This window comes from Mycolicibacterium sp. ND9-15 (genome assembly GCF_035918395.1).
Lineage (GTDB): Bacteria > Actinomycetota > Actinomycetes > Mycobacteriales > Mycobacteriaceae > Mycobacterium.
This window is the reverse complement of record NZ_CP142362.1, coordinates 3,041,645-3,061,161: the sequence shown is the minus strand read 5'-3', so window position 1 is coordinate 3,061,161 and position 19,517 is coordinate 3,041,645. Positions and strand designations below refer to the sequence as shown.

At 67.5% G+C, this 19,517-nt stretch carries 19 protein-coding genes; 5 read left to right on the top strand and 14 right to left on the bottom strand.

Annotated elements, in window-relative coordinates:
- The first annotated feature begins 10 nt into the window (after window positions 1–10).
- The gene (locus QGN32_RS14965) at window positions 11–967 is read left to right on the top strand and encodes an NAD(P)H-binding protein (protein ID WP_326545154.1); all 957 of its coding nucleotides are present in this window, start codon (window positions 11–13) and stop codon (window positions 965–967) included.
- Here QGN32_RS14965 and purF read toward each other — a convergent pair whose 3' ends face one another.
- Both purF and QGN32_RS14955 read right to left on the bottom strand, forming a co-directional pair.
- Complete coding sequence (gene purF, locus QGN32_RS14960) at window positions 968–2,491, bottom strand: amidophosphoribosyltransferase (protein ID WP_326545153.1); 1,524 nt, start codon at window positions 2,489–2,491, stop codon at window positions 968–970.
- Window positions 2,492–2,592: 101 nt separating this feature from the next.
- Window positions 2,593–2,988 (bottom strand): sterol carrier family protein, encoded by a 396-nt coding sequence (locus QGN32_RS14955; RefSeq protein ID WP_326545152.1) that lies wholly within the window; start codon window positions 2,986–2,988, stop codon window positions 2,593–2,595.
- Between the two features lie 16 nt (window positions 2,989–3,004).
- Here QGN32_RS14955 and QGN32_RS14950 point away from each other — a divergent pair, with 16 nt between their 5' ends.
- A complete protein-coding gene (locus tag QGN32_RS14950) occupies window positions 3,005–4,213 on the top strand; it encodes an MCE family protein (RefSeq protein ID WP_326545151.1) in 1,209 nt (402 codons plus the stop codon).
- A gap of 4 nt (window positions 4,214–4,217) precedes the next feature.
- Here the strand turns inward: QGN32_RS14950 and QGN32_RS14945 are convergent, their stop codons facing one another.
- The 5 genes from QGN32_RS14945 to QGN32_RS14925 all read right to left on the bottom strand — a co-directional run bounded on the left by QGN32_RS14945 (window position 4,218) and on the right by QGN32_RS14925 (window position 11,022).
- Complete coding sequence (locus QGN32_RS14945; protein WP_326545150.1) at window positions 4,218–5,009, bottom strand: SDR family NAD(P)-dependent oxidoreductase; 792 nt, start codon at window positions 5,007–5,009, stop codon at window positions 4,218–4,220.
- The gene (locus QGN32_RS14940; RefSeq protein ID WP_326545149.1) at window positions 5,006–5,629 is read right to left on the bottom strand and encodes an Rv0804 family intramembrane glutamic endopeptidase; all 624 of its coding nucleotides are present in this window, start codon (window positions 5,627–5,629) and stop codon (window positions 5,006–5,008) included. The genes QGN32_RS14945 and QGN32_RS14940 overlap by 4 nt, the downstream gene beginning before the upstream one ends.
- Window positions 5,629–7,350 carry an alpha/beta hydrolase gene (locus QGN32_RS14935; RefSeq protein ID WP_326545148.1) on the bottom strand — a complete coding sequence of 574 codons (1,722 nt, stop codon included), beginning with the start codon at window positions 7,348–7,350 and terminating at the stop codon, window positions 5,629–5,631. The genes QGN32_RS14940 and QGN32_RS14935 overlap by 1 nt, the downstream gene beginning before the upstream one ends.
- On the bottom strand, window positions 7,347–9,644 hold the full coding sequence (gene purL, locus QGN32_RS14930) for a phosphoribosylformylglycinamidine synthase subunit PurL (RefSeq protein ID WP_326545147.1): 2,298 nt from the start codon (window positions 9,642–9,644) through the stop codon (window positions 7,347–7,349). The genes QGN32_RS14935 and purL overlap by 4 nt, the downstream gene beginning before the upstream one ends.
- Before the next feature lie 100 nt (window positions 9,645–9,744).
- Window positions 9,745–11,022: a M18 family aminopeptidase gene (locus QGN32_RS14925; protein WP_326545146.1), complete on the bottom strand. Its 1,278-nt coding sequence runs from the start codon at window positions 11,020–11,022 to the stop codon at window positions 9,745–9,747.
- Window positions 11,023–11,071: 49 nt separating this feature from the next.
- Between QGN32_RS14925 and QGN32_RS14920 the strand changes: the two genes are divergently transcribed.
- A complete protein-coding gene (locus tag QGN32_RS14920; RefSeq protein ID WP_326545145.1) occupies window positions 11,072–12,103 on the top strand; it encodes a Dyp-type peroxidase in 1,032 nt (343 codons plus the stop codon).
- Window positions 12,103–12,900 carry a family 1 encapsulin nanocompartment shell protein gene (locus tag QGN32_RS14915; RefSeq protein ID WP_326545144.1) on the top strand — a complete coding sequence of 266 codons (798 nt, stop codon included), beginning with the start codon at window positions 12,103–12,105 and terminating at the stop codon, window positions 12,898–12,900. Before QGN32_RS14920 ends, QGN32_RS14915 begins: the two co-directional genes overlap by 1 nt.
- 96 nt (window positions 12,901–12,996) lie before the next feature.
- Here QGN32_RS14915 and QGN32_RS14910 read toward each other — a convergent pair whose 3' ends face one another.
- The 6 genes from QGN32_RS14910 to QGN32_RS14885 all read right to left on the bottom strand — a co-directional run bounded on the left by QGN32_RS14910 (window position 12,997) and on the right by QGN32_RS14885 (window position 17,143).
- Window positions 12,997–13,719 carry a hypothetical protein gene (locus tag QGN32_RS14910; protein WP_326545143.1) on the bottom strand — a complete coding sequence of 241 codons (723 nt, stop codon included), beginning with the start codon at window positions 13,717–13,719 and terminating at the stop codon, window positions 12,997–12,999.
- Entirely contained in the window at window positions 13,716–15,056 is a 1,341-nt protein-coding gene (locus QGN32_RS14905) for a hypothetical protein (protein WP_326545142.1), read from the bottom strand. The genes QGN32_RS14910 and QGN32_RS14905 overlap by 4 nt, the downstream gene beginning before the upstream one ends.
- A gap of 2 nt (window positions 15,057–15,058) precedes the next feature.
- A complete protein-coding gene (locus QGN32_RS14900) occupies window positions 15,059–15,313 on the bottom strand; it encodes a hypothetical protein (protein WP_326545141.1) in 255 nt (84 codons plus the stop codon).
- A 218-nt stretch (window positions 15,314–15,531) separates the two neighbouring features.
- Complete coding sequence (gene purQ / locus QGN32_RS14895; RefSeq protein ID WP_326545140.1) at window positions 15,532–16,206, bottom strand: phosphoribosylformylglycinamidine synthase subunit PurQ; 675 nt, start codon at window positions 16,204–16,206, stop codon at window positions 15,532–15,534.
- A complete protein-coding gene (purS, locus tag QGN32_RS14890; RefSeq protein WP_326545139.1) occupies window positions 16,203–16,442 on the bottom strand; it encodes a phosphoribosylformylglycinamidine synthase subunit PurS in 240 nt (79 codons plus the stop codon). Before purS ends, purQ begins: the two co-directional genes overlap by 4 nt.
- Before the next feature lie 35 nt (window positions 16,443–16,477).
- Window positions 16,478–17,143, bottom strand: coding sequence for an ATPase (locus QGN32_RS14885; protein ID WP_326545138.1), 666 nt, complete (start codon window positions 17,141–17,143; stop codon window positions 16,478–16,480).
- Between the two features lie 44 nt (window positions 17,144–17,187).
- Between QGN32_RS14885 and QGN32_RS14880 the strand changes: the two genes are divergently transcribed.
- On the top strand, window positions 17,188–17,841 hold the full coding sequence (locus QGN32_RS14880) for an MBL fold metallo-hydrolase (RefSeq protein ID WP_326545137.1): 654 nt from the start codon (window positions 17,188–17,190) through the stop codon (window positions 17,839–17,841).
- Window positions 17,842–17,856: 15 nt separating this feature from the next.
- On the opposite strand, the gene QGN32_RS14875 is transcribed toward QGN32_RS14880, so the two are convergent.
- Window positions 17,857–19,494: an FAD-binding dehydrogenase gene (locus QGN32_RS14875; RefSeq protein ID WP_326545136.1), complete on the bottom strand. Its 1,638-nt coding sequence runs from the start codon at window positions 19,492–19,494 to the stop codon at window positions 17,857–17,859.
- Window positions 19,495–19,517 lie beyond the last annotated feature (23 nt).

Genomic DNA, 19,517 nt, shown 5'->3' with positions numbered 1-19,517 from the left:
TCCCGCTCCGGTGGCTGACCCGACTCGCTGCCTGGTAACCGGTGCGACCGGTTACATCGGCGGCCGGCTGATCCCTCAACTGCTTGGGCGTGGTCACGCGGTGCGGGCGCTGGCGCGCACACCCGACAAGCTGTCCGGCGTCGAATGGCGCGACCGCGTCGAGGTGGCCAAGGGTGACCTCGACGATGCGGCTTCGCTGCGCAGCGCCTTCGGGAGCATCGACGTCGTCTATTACCTCGTGCACTCGATGGGCAGCGAGCGTGACTTCGTCGAGGCCGAAGCGCGGGCGGCACGCAACGTCGTCGACGCCGCGCGTCAGGCGGGAGTCAAGCGCCTCGTGTATCTCGGGGGCCTGCACCCCGCGGCGGCCGAGCTGTCCCCGCATCTGCGGTCGCGGGCCGCGGTCGGCGACATCCTGATCGACTCCGGTATCGAGACGGTGGTGCTGCAGGCCGGCATCGTCATCGGTGCGGGGTCGGCCTCTTTCGAGATGATTCGCCACCTGACGAACCGGCTGCCGGCGATGACCACGCCGAAGTGGGTGCACAACAAGATTGCGCCCATCGCGATTGACGACGTGCTGCACTACCTGACTGAGGCCGCGGCGGCGCCGGTACCGACGTCACGCACCTGGGATGTCGGCGGGCCGGACGTACTCGAGTACGGCGAGGCGATGCAGATCTTCGCACAGGTGGCCGGACTGCGACGCCGGATCATCGTCGTATTGCCTTGGCTCACACCGACGATCGCGAGCTGGTGGATCGGGCTGGTGACCCCGATGCCGGCCGGTCTCGCGCGGCCCCTGATCGAGTCGCTGGAATGCGACGCGGTGATGGGCGATCACGACATCGACGAAGTCATCCCGTCGCCGGCGGGCGGCCTGACCAACTACCGGGAGGCGGTGGCGAAGGCCTTGCAGCGCGGCCCGTTACCGACCGATCCGCACTGGGCGCACGTCGGACGGTAGTTACGGCCTGCGCAGCGCCGAGACGTTGTCGTTGTCGGACTGCAGCGGGATACCGGTCTTCGCGGCCGTCGCGAGCATGTGCTCGATGACGTTCTTGCCCAACGCCGATTCACCGGGCAACTCGATCGGATAGTTGCCGTCGAAACACGCGCTGCACAACCGTGAAGCGGGCTGCTCGGTGGCCGCGATCATGCCCTGCTTCGAGATGTAACCGAGGGTGTCGGCGCCGATGGCGTGGCGTACCGCCTCGAGCATCTCGTCCTCGTCGTCGACCGCGTTGGCGATGAGTTCGGCGGGTGTCGCGAAATCGATGCCATAGAAGCAGGGCCACTTCACCGGCGGGGACGCGATGCGGACGTGCACCTCGACCGCGCCGGCCTCTCGCAGCATCCGGACCAGGGCGCGCTGGGTGTTACCGCGCACGATCGAGTCGTCGACGACTATCAGCCGCTTTCCGCGGATCACTTCCTTGAGCGGGTTGAGCTTGAGCCGGATACCGAGCTGGCGAATGGTCTGCGACGGCTGGATGAACGTGCGCCCCACGTAGGCGTTCTTCATCAGTCCCTGGCCGTAGGGGATTCCGGACTCCTGTGCGTATCCCACCGCGGCGGGTGTGCCCGACTCCGGCACGCCGATCACCAGGTCGGCGTCGACCGGCATCTCCCTGGCCAGCCGACGGCCGATGTCGACACGCGTGGCGTGCACGGATCGGCCCACCAGCGTGCTGTCCGGCCGGGCCAGATAGACGTATTCGAAGACGCAGCCCTTTGGTTCGGGGCTGGCGAAGCGGGTTGAGCGCACCCCGTCGGCGTCGATTGCCAGCAGCTCGCCGGGTTCGATGTCGCGGACGAACGAGGCGCCGACGATGTCGAGCGCCGCGGTTTCCGACGCGACGACCCAGCCGCGGTCCAACCGCCCCAACGCCAACGGCCGTACCCCGTAGGGATCGCGAGCCGCATACAGCGTGTTCTCGTCCATCCAGGTCAGGCAGAACGCGCCGCGCACGGTGGGCAGCAGTTCCAGCGCGGCCTGCTCCAGCGTGGAATCGGCCGCGCCGTGGGCGAGCAGGGCGCCGAGGATGTCCGAGTCGGTGGTCGCCGCCGGAGCACCCCTGGTGCCGAGCAATCCGGCGTCGCGGGCGCGGGCGGCGAGTTCGGCCGCGTTGACGAGGTTGCCGTTGTGCCCCAACGCGACGCCGGTACCTGCCGAGGTGTTACGGAACACCGGTTGGGCGTTCTCCCACGTCGTCGAACCGGTGGTCGAGTAGCGACAGTGCCCGATCGCGACGTGGCCCTCCATCGCGGCCAGCGTCTGCTCGTCGAACACCTGGCTGACCAGGCCCAAATCCTTGAAGACCAGCACCTGCGAGCCGTCGGCGACGGCGATCCCCGCCGCCTCCTGGCCGCGGTGCTGAAGGGCATACAGGCCGTAGTAGGTGAGCTTGGCGACCTCTTCACCCGGCGCCCAGACGCCGAATACGCCACACTCTTCGCGGGGTTCTGGATCGGTCTGCGGGCCGGTCACGATATGGCTGCTCCCAGGGCGGAATGGGTAGACCGCTTCAGTCTACGTACAGAACCGGTCAATCATGGAATTCGCAACCCAAGGTGTTGCGTGTGCCACACCTACCCCTCCTCGACGGCCACCAACGGCAGCCACTGGCCGATTTCGCCGGCCCGGGCACCGGAGAGCCGCAACGCCCCGATCGCGGTCGCGTCGTCCACCGACAGCACCCCGGCGGCGAGCAGGAGCCAGGTCCGCGGATCGGTCTCGGCCACGTTGGGCGGATTGCCGCGCCGGTGTGCCGAACCCGCGATGCACTGCACCGCGATGAACGGCGGCACGCGGACCTCGACGCTGGAACCAGGAGCCACCGCGGCGAGCGTGCGAGCCGTCAACCGAACCGCCTCGGCGAGTTCGGTTCTGGGCGGAGGCGGCTGCCGATCATCGCGCAACCAGTCGGCCAGCGCCGCGACCGCCGCACGTGTCTTCGCCGGATCGGCAGTAGGACGGGCGGCCATAACCTACTGTCTCAAAATGGTCGTCGACCGCCACAAGCCGCCGTACAAGGTGGCCGGTGCGGTGTTTCTGATCATCACCATCTTCGCGGCTGCCCTCCTCTATCTCCAGTTCCGCGGCGACCTGACCCGTAAGGCGCAACTGACCCTGCTGGCACCGCGCGCTGGACTGGTCGTCGAACGGGGAGCGAAAGTGACCTACAACGGTGTGGAGATCGGGCGCGTGAGCGGAATATCGCTCGTCGACACCGACGACGGGCATCAGGCGGAACTGACACTCGACGTCAATCCCCGCTATCTGGAAGGTATTCCGGTGAACGTGAGCGCCGAAATTCGCGCCACCACGGTGTTCGGCAACAAGTACATCTCGTTCACTTCACCGGAAAGCGCGTCGCCACAACATATCACGGACCGAGATGTCATCGACGTCTCCGCGGTGACGACCGAGTTCAACACCGTGTTCGAGACGGTCATCGCGCTCGCCGAGCAGGTCGACCCGATCAAGCTGAACCAGACCCTGGCCGCTACGGCGGAGGCGCTCGCAGGGGTGGGCGGTGACCGCTTCGGGGAGTCGCTGCGCAACGGCAACCGGATCCTCGACGACCTCAACGCCCGGATGCCGGCGCTACGTGCGGACACCCACCTGCTGGCCGACCTCGCCGAGGTGTACGCCGACGCGTCCCCGGACCTGTGGGACGGCTTGCGGGACGCGGTGACGTCCGCGCGCACGTTCAACGAACGGCGTTCCGACGTCGACGCCGCCCTGATGGGCGCACTCGGATTCGCCGACGCGGGGGCCGACACGTTCAAACGCTCCGGGCCGTACCTGGTGCGCGGCGCCGCGGACCTGGTGTCGACGTCCAAACTGCTGGACTACCACAGCCCCGCCCTGTTCTGCACGATTCAGAACTTCAGCGAAGTGCAACCGCGGGTCGCAAAGACGTTGGGCGGCAACGGTTATTCACTGACCGGTGGCGGCGGCATCCTGGGCGGGGCCGGCAATCCGTATATCTACCCGGACAACCTGCCGCGCGTCAACGCCACCGGCGGCCCGGAAGGACGTCCGGGCTGCTGGCAGGACGTCAGCCGCGACCTGTACCCGGCGCCCTACCTGGTGATGGACACCGGTGCCAGCATCGCGCCGTACAACCACGCCGAGCTCGGCCAGCCGTTGTTCATCGAGTACGTGTGGGGCCGTCAGATCGGCGAACTCACGATCAACCCGTGAGACGTCAGTCGGGGAAACCGAACAGCTTGACCACGCCATGGTCCCGACCGGCGGTGTAACCGCCGTCGACCGCGATCGCCTGGCCGGTGACGAACGACGCATCGGGTGAGACGAGAAACGCTGCGACCGAGGCGATCTCGTCCGGCCTGCCGCGCCGCTGCAGAGCGTGCTCTTCGGTGATGGAGCGCAGCGGGCCCGCCATCCCTTCCAGCCCCATCACGCTCTGCAGCATCGGGGTGTCGATGAAGCCGGGACAGATCGCGTTCGCGCGGATACCGCTGGGACCGTAGTCGAGCGCGATGTTCTTGGTGAGCAGCACGACGCCTCCCTTGGCGGCGTTGTAGCTGCTGCCGCCGGCAGTGCCCTCCAGTCCTTCGACGCTGGCCAGGGTGACGATCGAGCCCCGTTCTCCGTCCACACGCGGTTGCTCGATCATCTTCGCCAGCGCGGCCTTGGCCACCAGGAACGTCCCGGTGAGGTTGACCCCGACGACACGGTCCCACTCGGCGCGCTCGAGCAGGTGCACCGGCCCTCCGCCGGCCACCCCCGCCGAGTGCACGACACCGTCGAGACGACCGTTCACCGCGGCGAACACCGAGGACACGGCGGACTCGTCGGTGACGTCGGCGCCGACGAACTCGAACCGGTCACCCAGGTCCTCGTGCGGTTCGGCCAGGTCCGCACCGATCACCGTGCCGCCATCGGCGATCAGCCGCCTAGCGGTGGCCAGACCGATGCCTGATGCAGCACCGGTCACGACGAAGGTGCGCGAACGCAAGAGTTCGGCTGTGCTCATGACCGGGACTCTATGCGCCGCTGAACCGTCAGCGCCGCCAGTGCCGCGGCCTCGTTGGCGGCCAGGTGGGCCAGCATCGGCGCGAGCAGGCTGCCCGACCGCGCGTGCAGCCATCCGAACGCCCAGCCCGCGACGCCGGTGAAAAGGACCGTGCCCAGCACCGGGTTTCGGGTCAGGCGGGCGTCCATGATGTGCCACAAGCCGAACGCCACCGACTGCAGCAGCCGACCGCCGACCGGTGCAAACGCGTTCTCGGCCGCGTTGCCCAGCATCGCCCGGTAGGCGACCTCCTCGGGCCACACGGTGCCCATCGGAATGTCGAGTGCCATCCAGCGCACGGGATGGTCGGGCAGTTCGCGCGCAGCCATTCCGCGCCGCACCGGCGGGATCGCCGTCGCGACCGCCACCCCCAGCCCGATCACGGATCCGGCCGCGAGGCCGTAGCGCAGACCGGACCACAGTGCGGGCGGACGCAGTCCCAGCGGGGGACGGGCGAGCGCATACACCCCGGCGCCCAGCGCGGCGTTCCACAGTGGATGGAACCGTACCCGGGGTGCGACGAAACTCCAGGTCACCAGGGCGGTCGCCACCGCGGTGGCGCGAACCTTGTTCGCTCGCATCAGTATTCCGGCCCGTCCTCGGCTTCGGTTTTGGTCAGCGCGGTGCGGACCCGCTCGGTGTCCTCGGGCGTCCAGCCCTCCGGCGGCGCGACGGCGACCCACCCGTCGAGCACGAGATCGCCGTAGTTGTGGGCGTGGCCTGCCGGCACCGAACTCGCATTGGTCATGTCGGCGGCCACCTGCCCGAACGTCACGATCGGGTACCACCGCATGGACGCGGTGCGGTCCAGGCCGGGCGGCTCACGCAACCAGTCCGGCTGGGTGAACAGCAGGTCCGGCGACCACCACACGACCGGATCCGACGCATGCTGCAGGAACAGCACGCGCGTGCCCTGCCACGGCTGGGCCGTGTCCCTCGCGATCTCTGCCGCGTCGGTGGCCTGGGAGAACCGCACGGTGCGGCCGTTGTCGTAACGCGGCTCGACTTCGGGGGTCCCGGGATCGCGACGCTCGGTGATTGCCTTCCACAGCGTGCTGGCGTTCGGGGGGCCCACCCACAACACCGACGAGAAGCCCATCCGCGAGATGTCGGGCAGCCATTCGAACGCCCCCTGGCCGCCCAGCGAGCCCAGGCTCTCCCCGTAGAGCACTAGTCTGGGCCGCCGGTCCTGCGGTAGTTGTTCCCACCGCCGGTGGATGGCCTCGATCATCATGCGCCCGGAAACCACCGACTTCTCCTGGTCACCCAGGAACGAGATCCAGCTCGGCAAAAACGAATACTGCGATCCGACCAGCGCGGTGTCGCCGTTGTACATCAACTCCAGCGCCCGCGCCGCGACGGGATTGATCCAGCCCGTGCCGGTGGTGGGGATGATCACCAGCAGCTCTCGGTCGAAGGCGCCGGTGCGCTCGAGTTCGCTGAGCAGTACCGCCATTCGCTGTTCATCGGTGTCGGCGGTCTGCAGCCCGACGTATACCCGGATCGGCTCCTTGGCGGGCGCGCCGTTGAGGTCGGTCAACTCGTCGACGTCCGGACCGGTGGCGACGAAATTGCGCCCCTGATAACCCAGTGTGTCCCAGGCGGCGAAAGATTCTGGACTGCCCGATCTTTCGGGTTCGGTCGGCTGGATGACACCTTCTCGGGTAACCGTGTTCTGCGGTTGGAACACGCGGTTGGCACCGGCGAGGAAGCCCCGCACCAACACACCGTTGATCAGCGTGATGGCTAGCACGACGACAATGGCGGTGCCGATGAACAGCGCCACCTCGTCGTGCAGATGCCAACGCCGGATGAAGAACCGAGCCATCGTCTTGATGATTTCGAGGAGTACGCGCGCGGTGGCGACGCACACTCCGCCGACCAGCAACGCGAGGGCCAGCGTGCGCAGATACCCGATAGTGCCCGGGCCCTCCATGCCCATCAGCGCCGACACCTGTCGCTGCCATGCCGCGGCCGGGATCACCATGAGCACGCTCGCGGCGACGGACAGTGCCACCGTGACGCTCTTGAGCGCCCAGAGCACCTTCTTCGGCGGGGGCCACCAGGAATTTTGTAATACGAAGCGGCGCAGCATCTTTCCGATGAACACCCCGATGCCGTAGCCGATTGCGGCGTTGATTCCGCCGATCAGCCCGGCGAACAGCCAGTCGCGGGGCAGCAACGACGGCGTCAGCGACAGACAGAAGAACAGCGCACCGGACGCGACTCCGACGAAGTCGAGGCGGACCAGGCTCCACGCCCAGCCGTATATGGAGTGTCGTTGCCGGGTGTTCTCACTCACCCGAACAACCCGGGCAGCACACTTTCCGACGTGCTGCGCAGGTCCTCCAAAGTGACGGTGAACTGACCCTGGACCTCGATCGCGTCACTGGCCTGGTCGACCACGCCGATGCGAGTCGCGGGCAGTCCGCGGGCTTCGCACATCGCGCGGAACCTGCTCTCCTCGGTGCGGGGCACCGCGACCAGCACTCGGCCCGCCGACTCGGAGAACAGCATCACAAAGGGATCAGATCCTTCGGGAAGCACGATGCGGCAACCGGTTTCACCGCGCAGCGCAGCCTCGACAACGGCCTGCATCAGCCCACCCTCGGACAGGTCGTGCGCGGCCGAGACGAGCCCGTCGCGCGAGGCGGCCGTCAGCACCTCGGCCAGCAACTTCTCGCGCGCAAGGTCCACCCTGGGCGGGAGACCGCCCAGGTGATCGGCGGTGACCTGGGCCCAGATGGACCCGTCGAACTCGTCGTGGGTGTCCCCCAGCAGCATCAGCGTCTCACCGGGCTCCTCGCCGAACCCGGTCGGGATGCGCCGGCGGACGTCGTCGATCACACCGAGCACACCGACGACCGGAGTCGGCAGGATCGCGGTGGTGCCGGTCTGGTTGTAGAAGCTGACGTTGCCGCCGGTGACCGGAATGCCCAGCGCTGCAGCGCCGTCGCCCAGTCCCCGCACGGCCTGGCTGAACTGCCACATCACGCCGGGATCCTCCGGCGAACCGAAGTTCAGGCAGTTCGTCACCGCGACGGGCGTCGCACCGGTGACCGCGACGTTGCGATATGCCTCGGCCAGCGCCAACTGCGCGCCGGTGTACGGGTCGAGCGCGGTGTAGCGGCCCGACGCGTCGGTCGAGATCGCGATGCCGCGGCCGGTGGTCTCGTCCACGCGCAGCAACCCGCCGTCGGCATCCTCGGCCAGCACGGTGTTGCCGCGCACGTAGCGGTCGTACTGCTCGGTGATGAACGCCCGGCTGCACAGGTGCGGACTGCCCAGCAGCGCAAGAAGAGTCGCCTTGAGCTCGTCGCCGGTGGACGGCCGCGACAGCCTGGCCGAGGTGTCGGCATTGAGCGCGTCCTGGGTGTCGGGCCGCTGGACCGGCCGCTCGTAGACCGGGCCTTCGTGCGCGACGGTGCGAGGCGGCACGTCGACGACGGTCTCACCGTGCCAGGTGATCTGCAGGCGGTCACCGTCGGTGACCTCGCCGATGACGGTGGCCAGCACGTCCCACTTGCGGCAGACGGCCATGAACTTGTCGACGTTTTCGGGCGTGACAACGGCACACATGCGTTCCTGCGATTCGCTCGACAGGATCTCGGCGGGCGTCATGTTGGCCGCTCGCAGCGGTACCGTGTCCAGCTCGATGGACATGCCACCATCACCTGCGGATGCGAGTTCGGATGTGGCGCAGGACAACCCGGCCCCGCCCAGATCCTGAATACCGACAACCAGATCGTTGGCGTACAGCTCCAGACAGCACTCGATGAGCACCTTCTCCATGAACGGGTCGCCCACCTGGACGCTTGGCAGCTTCTTGCGTCCCGGCGCGCCGCCCTCGTCGCCGCCGAACGTCTCGCTCGCCAGTACCGAAACGCCGCCGATGCCGTCCAGGCCCGTGCGGGCGCCGAACAGGATGATCTTGTTTCCGGTGCCGGACGCGAATGCCAGGTGCAGGTCCTCCTTGCGCAGCACCCCGACGCACAGCGCATTGACCAACGGGTTGCCCCCGTAGGACGCGTCGAACACGGTTTCACCGCCGATGTTGGGCAGTCCCAGCGAGTTGCCGTATCCGCCGATGCCCCGCACCACTCCGTCGACGACGCGCCGGGTGTCGGGTGCGTCGGCCGCACCGAAGCGCAGCTGGTCCATCACCGCGACCGGACGCGCGCCCATCGCCATGATGTCGCGCACGATGCCGCCGACGCCGGTGGCCGCACCCTGGTAGGGCTCGATGTACGACGGGTGGTTGTGCGACTCCACCTTGAAGGTGGCGGCCCAACCATCGCCGATGTCGACGACGCCGGCGTTCTCGCCGATGCCCGCCAGCATCGTCTCGCGCATTTGCGCGGTGGTGGTCTCACCGAAGTAGCGCAGGTGCACTTTCGAGGACTTGTACGAGCAGTGTTCGCTCCACATCACCGAGTACATCGCGAGTTCGGCGTCGGTGGGCCTGCGGTCCAGGATCTCGCGGATTCGCTGATACTCGTCGTCCTTGAGGCCGAGTTCGCGAAAGGGCTGCGGATGATCGGGAGTGGCGGCGGCACGGTCGACGGTATCCAGTGCGTGAGTAAGCTCCGACGTCACGACGCCATTCTAGGTTGGCCGCCGTCGGCGGCACCTTCCACACGCCCGCGCCCAGCTTCGTCGGCGCCCACTGTCGCGCGGCACGCGCCGCGACCCTGGATCACTGCGGCGACAGAAACGCAGTCAACGCCGCGGCATAGGCCGCGACATCGTCGGCGCCCATCACCTCCCGCGCCGAATGCATGGCCAACTGCGGCGCGCCCACGTCGACGGTCGGAATACCGGTGCGGGCCCCGGTCATCGGCCCGATCGTCGACCCGCAGGGCAGGTCGGCGCGGTGCTCGTAGTGCTGCAGCGGCACCCCGGCCTGCGCGCACGCCAGCGCGAACGCCGCCGCGGTGCGCCCGTCGGTGGCGTAGCGCAGGTTGGGCTGCACCTTGAGCACCGGTCCCCCGTTCACCTCGATGAGGTGCCCCGGTTCGTGGCGCTCCGGGTAGTTGGGGTGGGTGGCGTGCGCCATGTCGCCGGAGGCGACCATCGAGTCCGTCAGCCGGCGCAGGAAGTCCTCGCGGCCGCCGCCTTCGCTCAGAGTGATGCGTTCCAGCACCGTCGACAGCAGGTCGGACTGTGCGCCGTGGTCGGACTGCGAGCCGACCTCCTCGTGGTCGAACAACACCAGCACCGGCAGGTGGTTGCTGGGCTCGGCGGCCAGGAAGGCTTCCAGTCCGGCATAGCAGGTGGCCTGGTTGTCCAGCCGAGGCGCGCTGAGGAGTTCGGTGTCGGCACCCACCAGCCGAGAGGGGGTCAGGTCATGAGTCATCAGATCGGCGCCCAGCACATCGTCGCTCCGCACGCCGGCGCGCTCGGCGACGAAGTCGAGGAACGACCCGGGCCCGGCGCCGACGCCCCACACCGCATTGACGTGGCGCTGTGGATTGAGTTCGACGGCCTTGCGGTCCTCGGCGAGGTGGATGGCCAGTTGCGGGACCCGCAGGATCGGATCGTCTATCCGGACAAGTGGATGCGCCAGGCGATCGCCGATGCGCACCGACAGCCGGCCGCTGATACCGAGGTCGCGGTCCAGCCACGAGTTCAGCCATGCGCCGCCGTAGGGCTGCAACGCGACCACCCGCCAGCCTGCGACCAACCGGTCGGGGTGCTGTTTGACCCGCAGGTTCGGGCTGTCGGTGTGGGCGCCGACGATTCGGAAAGGTAGCCGCGCGTCGGCGCTGCGCCAGGCGATCAGCGACCCTGCGCGCACGGTGAAGAACTTGCCGATGCGGGATTCGCCGTCCGCGGCGCGCGCCGGCCACGAGGCGGCCTCGGACAACTCGCGGAAGCCGGCCGCGCGCAGCCGCTCGGCGACGGTCTCGCAGACGTGGTAGGGCGACGGCGACGCGTCGATGAACTTACACAAACCCTGGGCGCTGGCTGCCATCTCTTCATCTTTACGGGTGATTCAAGATCGCGGGCGCTAGGGTCCAGTTGTGCCTGAAATCCAGCCGCAGCCGGTGCTCGAGCCGTTGACGCCGGCCGCCGTCTTCCTGGTGGCGAAGATCATCGACGGCCGGGAGTCGACGGTTCACGATGCGCTGCCCGGCGTCTCGGGACTGGTGCGGGCGATCGGTTTTCGCGATCCGGCCAAACGGCTCTCGGCGGTGACCTCGATCGGCTCCGACGCCTGGGACCGGCTGTTCATTGGCCCCCGGCCGGCCGAGCTGCATCCCTTCGTCGAGATCCGCGGCGACCGCCATCACGCCCCGGCCACCGAAGGCGATGTGTTGTTCCACATCCGCGCCGAGTCGATGGACGTCTGCTTCGAACTGGCCACCAAACTGGTCGAAGCGATGGACGGCGCGATCACGATCGTCGACGAAACCCACGGGTTCAAGTTTTTCGACAACCGCGATCTGCTGGGCTTCGTCGACGGGACCGAGAACCCGGACGGTGCGCTCGCACGGTCGGCAACCCAGATCGGCGGCGAGGACCCCGATTTCGCGGGCGGTTGCTATGTACACGTGCAGAAGTACGTGCACGACATGACGGCGTGGAACGCGTTGTCGGTCGAGGAGCAGGAGCGCGTGATCGGCCGCACGAAACTCGACGACATCGAACTCGACGATGCAGTCCAGCCGGCCAATTCGCATGTCGCGCTGAACGTGATCGAGGACGACGACGGCAACGAGCTCAAGATCGTGCGCCACAACATGCCGTTCGGCGAGATCGGCAAGGGCGAGTTCGGCACCTACTTCATCGGATATTCGCGGACGCCGGCCGTCACCGAGCGGATGCTGGACAACATGTTCATCGGCGATCCGACCGGCAACACCGATCGCATCCTGGACTTCTCGACCGCGCTGACGGGTGGTCTGTTCTTCGCCCCAGCCCTGGATTTCCTCGATGATCCTCCATCACTGCCCGGTTCGGCCACCGACGAGGACACGCCGTCGGCAACCGTGGTCACTCCCGCCGAATACCAGGGCTCGCTCGGAATCGGCAGCCTGAAAGGAGCCCGTTGATGAACAACCTCTACCGCGACCTTGCTCCGGTCACCGAAGTCGCCTGGGCCGAAATCGAATTGGAGGCGAGCCGGACGTTCAAACGGCATATCGCCGGACGACGGGTGATCGACGTCAGCGAACCGGGCGGGCCGGTGACCGCGGCGATCAGCACGGGCCATCTGCGCGACGTGCCCCCTCCCGGTGACGGCGTGATCGCGAGCCTGCGAGATGCCAAACCGCTGGTGCGGCTTCGGGTGCCGTTCACGGTGTCCCGCAGCGCGATCGACGACGTCGAGCGGGGCTCGCAGGACTCGGACTGGGATCCGGTCAAGGACGCCGCCATGAAGCTGGCGTTCGCCGAGGACCGGGCGATCTTCGAGGGCTACGAGGCGGCGTCGATCGAAGGCATCCGGGCGTGCAGCTCCAACCCGGCGCTCGCGCTGCCCGACGACGAGCGTGACATCCCCGACGTCATCTCCCAGGCGCTGTCCGAGTTGCGGCTCTCCGGTGTCGACGGACCCTACTCGGTGCTGCTGTCGGCCGAGGTGTACACCAAGGTGAGCGAGACCACCCAGCACGGCTATCCGATCCGCGAGCACCTTCACAGGTTGGTCGACGGCGACATCATCTGGGCGCCTGCGATCGACGGCGCATTCGTACTGTCGACCCGCGGCGGTGATTTCGATCTGCAGCTGGGTACCGACGTGTCGATCGGCTACCTGTCGCATGACGCGGGCACCGTCCAGCTGTATCTGGAGGAGACGCTGACGTTCCTGTGCTACACCGCGGAAGCCTCGGTCGCCCTGACGCCCTGACCCTTTTTCCGGGCGCGAGCGTGCGTGTTTGCACACGGCACGCCGCGGATTTTCAGCACTTTGCGCACGCTCGCGGGCTGACGAGCGTCACACCGTTCACTCTGTTTCGAGCCGGTGGATCGCGCGTCCGTCGGCTAGCTCCTCACGGGCGTCGGGATGTTGCCAGTAGAAGCGCATCAGCTCTCGTAGCGCATGGCCGTCCGGTGTGTACCAATGAGTCGGAAGTTCTCGCGACTGTCCGCCGGCAGTCATGATGTAGGTGGCTCCGTTGGGATGACGCGCGTTTGGTTTCATGTCCGCGATGTCCGTCACTTCGTCCCAGGATTGTTCTCGAGACGTCATCGTGGTCCCGGTTTCGATGCCGTCCACGCTCATGCGGAGATAGCTCGTCCCGCGTCGCCGGAACATCTGACGCAGACTGAACAAACCCAGCAAAGCTCCAGCGGTGCAGGAGAGTACGAGGTAGCGTCCGCCTCCGCGTGGTGGACGGATGTCGAGCATGTCGAGCGGTGCGAAGATGGCGTAGCACGCCATGGCGACGAACGCCGCGACGGAAGCAGCCATGAAAAGGCGGTCGACCCTTCGATCCGGCCGAAACGTCGTTCCAGCACCGTCGTAGCTGATCCGCGGCGCCACGTTGCGATTGGCGACGAGAATCAACATCGCGATGAATCCCAGAAGGAAAAGGGCGGTCCCCAGTGCCACGATGGCCGACAGGTACTGCCCGCGTCCCGCGAAGATGACCGTCCAAGCCAAGCAGAACAGCCCGAACGGAACGCAGAAGATGCCGAGAACCACGGTGGCCGTCGAGGACTTCACGGGGCGCACACTATATTGCCGACCAATTCCCCTACGTACCCCCAGGCGAAGCCAACTGGAGTGCTGATGCCCATCGCGGCGGCCGGGCCGACCCCGGGCATGGCCCCGAGAGCAACCGAGGTCGCCAGGCCGCCGACCAGACCGACGCCACCCGACCACGCAGCGACACACCGCTCGTGTAGCGTCTCCGCCGACACCATGTCGTAAACCATCGACGCGACGCCGATCGCCGGCCCGCCGAATTTCGCGCCGGCCTTGATGCCGTCGAGCGCATCGGCGCTCAGTCGTGGAATCCCCTTGCCCGCTTGGGCTTCCAACCCCGAGAGAGCACTGCTGGCCAGGGTCGGGATCGGGTCGTTGAAGAACGAGTCCGGCAGGATCGCGTGTCCACCACCAGGTGTCGTGCAGCTGCCGGTACGCGTTCCGTCCGCCGTTTCCGAGACGGCGATGTGAGTTCCGCCGGCGTAGAACACCTCGGTGAGGAAGCCTCCGTCCTCACGCGGCGTTGTGCACGTCAGCGACACCGTATTTCCGTTCTTGTCGGTGTGGAGGACGGTTATCGTCCCCACGGGGTAGACCTGCTCGCTGGGCAACCCTTGATCGACATGCTCGGTCGTGACATGTTCGCTGCCATCGAGCATGGTGTATGTGGTGACGCGGTTTCCGTCCGCGTCCATCGTGTCGCTGATCTCACGAACGGTGGTCGCCATGTCCTGCGCGCGGGCGATCGCCTGAAACTGTTTGCCCTCCTCGGTCGAGGGTGCCGGGACGTCATCGCTCGGGGTCGGGGGAATCGGGCTTGGCGGGCCATATTCGAGGTTCTCAAATGCGGCGCCCGTGATCCTCGCCAACAACAACTGTCGAGTGGTTTCATCGTCGGCTTCACCCACCGCGAGCAGTAGCTCGTTGATCGCCTCCTGGGCTTGGTCCGCCTGCTTCTGTAGTTCGGCAGCCTTCTCCGCCGACATCTCCGCCGGGTCGATCATCACGACCCATTGATCGGTGACGTTCAATTCGCTCACATCGACGTCGTCGGCCTTGGCCAGCAGTCGGGCTCGGGCATTGCCGATCGAGGCGCTGCCGTTCTGCAGCGCGTTCGCGAAGGTCTCGGCGTAGTCCTTGACGGACGACGACCGGTCCGTCGCCCGGCCGAAGAGCCTCTGAGCTGCGCTTTGAGCCTCGCCCACCCAGTCACGTGACTCGGGCATCCGATCAACACGCTCGTCGAGATTGACGACGGCCTCGTAGATCGATCCGCCGGCGTTCCTGACCCTGGTTGCGGGCGGCAACAGCGACTCGGGGTTCCAGCTCTGCAACCGGCTACGTGACGGCAGCACGGTCAGAACAGTTGCCTGAAGGTACCGGCCAGGGCGGCATCGTCCACTTCGTACCGCTCGCCCGCACCGCGGACGGCGTGACCCATCGTCGTGATGTCCTTGGCGATGTCCCTCGATGACAGCCCTAAATGATGGCCGACCTGGCGAGCGGCCCACTGCGTCGCCGATCCCTTCAAGTCGTCCGCCGCGGATGCGGCCGCACCGCTCACGTCGAGTTCACTGATCGTCGCAGCGACGGCATCAACGTGTGCGGCCAAGGCACGCAACACATCTGGATCGACTAGCAAGGCTCCCCCGTGGTCTCTCGCTGGGCGGTGGCTAATCGGCACACCTTTGAACAGATGTGAACCTAACACCGCCGGCACGGCAGCATGCGCACCAAATTCTGTGCACGGTCGCCTGGCCGCCAGCGTGCGCGAACTGCCGAGATTTCGCGGCGTGCCGTGTGCAAACACGCACGCTCGCGCAGGCAGGGTTACGCGCTGAGGACCCCGTCCAGCGCGGAGTAGAACAGCCCGAGCCCGTCGTCGGACGGTCCGGTCAGCGGCTCGATGGCGTGTTCGGGATGCGGCATCAGGCCGACGACGCGACCGTTGGCCGAGCTGATACCCGCGATGTCGCGCATGGACCCGTTGGGGTTCTCCGCATACCGGAACACCACGCGACCTTCGTTCTCCAGCTCGTCGAGAACCTTCTCGCTGGCCACGTAGCGCCCTTCGCCGGACTTGAGCGGCACCAGCAGTTCGGCGCCCCACTCGAAGCGCGATGTCCACGCGGTCGTGATCGACGACACCTGCAACCACACGTCTCGGCAGATGAAATGCAGCCCCACATTGCGGGTCAACGCGCCCGGCAGCAGGCCGGATTCGCACAGCACCTGAAACCCGTTGCAAATGCCCAACACCGGCATGCCCTGCTCGGCGGCGCGCACCACTTCACCCATCACGGGCGCGATCTTGGCGATCGCACCCGCCCGCAGATAGTCGCCGTAGGAGAAGCCGCCGGGCACCACCACGGCGTCGACGTTCTTCAGATCGGCGTCGGCGTGCCACAGCGGAACGGCCTGCCCGCCCGCCAACCGAACCGCTCGCGCGGCGTCGACGTCGTCGAGGGTGCCAGGAAATGTGATGACGCCCACACGCGCTGTCATGATTGCTCCCTGCTCACCGACCAGTCCTCGATCACCGTGTTCGCCAACAGCGATTCGGCGATCTCGGCGAGGGTGTCGTCGTCGATGCCGTCGTCGACCTCGAGCTCAAAACGCTTGCCCTGCCGGACATCTGAGACACCGTTGAAGCCAAGACGGCCCAAGGCGCCGACGATCGCCTGCCCCTGCGGGTCGAGGATCTCGGCCTTGGGCATCACGTGCACCACCACCCTTGCCACGCGTCAACTGTACCGGCGGTCTCGGCGTCCGCGCCTCACCGGCACGAACCGAGATACGCCTCGCACAGCGGGCCCGCCAGCGCCTGGAAAACCTGGGCGTCGGGCGGCGCGGCCCACGGCACCTGCACGGGCACGGCCGACCACATCGCGAGTTCGACGATGCTGCCGCTGGTGGGGTGGGCCAGCAGGTACTGGTGCACCACTTTCTGGCCCGCCACGCTGATCACCGCTGCCAACTGCTCGGCATCGGCGGTGGTGACCGACGGTGACGCTAGCGGTGCTGTCATCTGGCAGGTCCGCAGCCTCGACTCTGCCGTGTCGAGCACCGAGCGCGTGAGCGGAGCGTTGTGCGCGACGTCTCCGCGCCAGTGCAGCACCTGCGCCCGCAACTGCCATTGACCAGCCGGGTTTGCGACCTGCGCCCGCGCCGCCACCACATAGTCGCGTGGGTCGGCCGGCGCCGGCGGACTGCTGCACAGTTCCTCGAACATGAACCGCGGCGCCGGCGCGGTGACGGCGAGGCCGGCCAGCCCCGGCCAGCGGTACACCGAATACAAGGGAAGCGAACTGGACACCGGCCACGCCGGGTCGGGGATCGCGTCGCAGATCGGCGGGCAGACGCCCGGCACGGCATCCGCCGGGGGGCCGGGCGCGACAGCCAGCCCCAACGCCGCGACGGCCACCGCCAGCAGCAATCGCACGACAAGTACCCCCTGAACTCCGCCAGCGCCGCCACAATATAGGCATGCAATTGACCCATTTCGGACATTCGTGCTTACTCGCCAATTTCGAGAGCGAATCCGGTCCTGAATCGACGATCCTGTTCGACCCTGGCACGTTCTCGCACGGTTTCGAGGGCATCACCGGGCTGTCGGCGATCCTGATCACCCATCAGCACCCGGACCATGCCGACACCGAACGGCTGCCCGCCCTGCTCGACGCCAACCCGCAGGCCGCCCTGTATGCCGACCCGCAGACCGCCGCGCAACTCGGCGATCCGTGGCGCGCGGTCAACGTCGGCGACGTGCTCACCATCGACCATTTGACGGTGCGCGGCGTGGGCGGAAAGCACGCGGTGATCCACCCGGAGATTCCGGTGGTCGACAACATCTCCTACCTCGTCGACGACGGCACGCATCGGGCCCGCCTCATGCATCCCGGCGACGCGCTGTTCACTCCGGGCGAACCGGTCGACGTGCTCGCCACGCCGGCTGCCGCGCCGTGGATGAAGATCTCCGAGGCGGTGGACTATCTGCGTGCGGTCGCGCCGACGCACGCCGTGCCCATCCATCAGGCGATCATCGATCCCAGCGCCCGCGGCATCTTCTACGGCCGGCTCTCGGAAATGACGGACACCGACTTTCAAGTGCTCGAACCGGAGGACAGCACGGAATTCTGATTCGCGGCCCTGCAGCTATGCCGTGTCCCGTGCCGCCGCGCGGCCCGCGGCCCGGCCGGAGAACACACAGCCGCCGAGAAAGGTGCCCTCCAGCGACCGGTAGCCGTGCACACCCCCGCCGCCGAAGCCCGCGGCCTCCCCGGCGGCGAACAGTCCGTCGAACACGCTGCCGTCGGCTCGCAGCACTCGCGCGTCCAGGTCGGTCTCCAACCCGCCCAGCGACTTTCGCGTCAGGATGTGCAGCTTCACCGCGATCAGCGGCCCGGCCTTGGGGTCGGTCAACCGGTGCGGCGCGACGACACGGCTGACCCGGTCGCCCAGATAGTTGCGCGCCACCCGGATCGAGGCGATCTGCATGTCCTTGGTGAACTTGTTCGCGACCTCGCGGTCCCGGGCGGTGACCTCGGCCTCAACCGTCGCGAAGTCCAGGGGCAGCACCTCGGGCACCGTGTTCATCGCAGAAACCAAGTCCCGCAACGAGTCAGCGCTGACGAAGTCCACACCGCGGTCGACGAACGCCTGCACCGGCGCCGGCGCTCCCGGGCGAACCCGGGACAAGACGTCACGGACACTGCGGCCGGTGAGGTCGGGGTTCTGCTCCTGGCCCGACAGCGCGAACTCCTTGGCGATGATCCGCGCGTTGAGGATGAACCAGGTGTAGTCCTGCCCGGTCTGCGCGATGTGCTCCAAGGTGCCGAGCGTGTCGAACCCCGGATACAGCGGCGACGGCAGGCGGTTGCCGTTGGCGTCCAACCACAGCGACGACGGCCCCGGCAGGATCCGGATACCGTGCAACGGCCAGATCGGGTCGTAGTTGGTGATCCCCTCGGTGTAATGCCACATTCGGTCGCTGTTGATCACCCGCGCCCCGGCCACCTCGGTGATGCCGATCATGCGCCCGTCGACGTGTGCGGGCACGCCGGAGAGCAACTGTTCCGGCACCCGCCCCATCCGCCGGGGCCAGTTCTGCCGCACCAGGTCGTGGTTGCCCCCGATGCCGCCGCTGGCGACGACGACGGCCTGTGCGCGAAACTCGAACTCTCCGATCGCTTCTCGCGACGTCGCCACCCCGCGGGCCGCATCAGAAGGCTCGAGCACGGTGCCGCGCACGCCGACAACGGCGCCGCTCTCGACGATCAACTCGTCCACCCGGTGCCGGTGCGCGTACCGGACGCGTCCGGTCAGCCGGCGCGCGAAGATGTCGACGATCGCCGGTCCGGTGCCCCAGGTGATGTGGAACCGCGGCACCGAATTGCCGTGCCCGCGGGCGTCGTACCCGCCCCGCTCGGCCCACCCGACGATTGGAAATGTCTGCAGCCCACGCTCACGCAGCCAACCGCGCTTCTCACCAGCCGCGAAATCGACGTAGGCGTGCGCCCACTGCCGTGGCCAATGATCCTCCGGACGGTCGAATCCGGCCGAGCCCAGCCAGTCCTGCAGCGCCAACTCGTGGCTGTCCCGGATGCCCAGCCGCCGCTGCTCGGGGCTGTCGACGAAGAACAGCCCGCCGAACGACCAGTACGCCTGGCCACCGATGCTGTTGGCGTTCTCCTGGTCGACGATCAGCACGCGCCGGCCGCGATCGACGAGCTCGCAGGCCGCCACCAGACCCGCCAGCCCGGCCCCGACGACGATGACGTCAGCATCTGCCATGGCCGCCACGTTAGCGGCAAGTG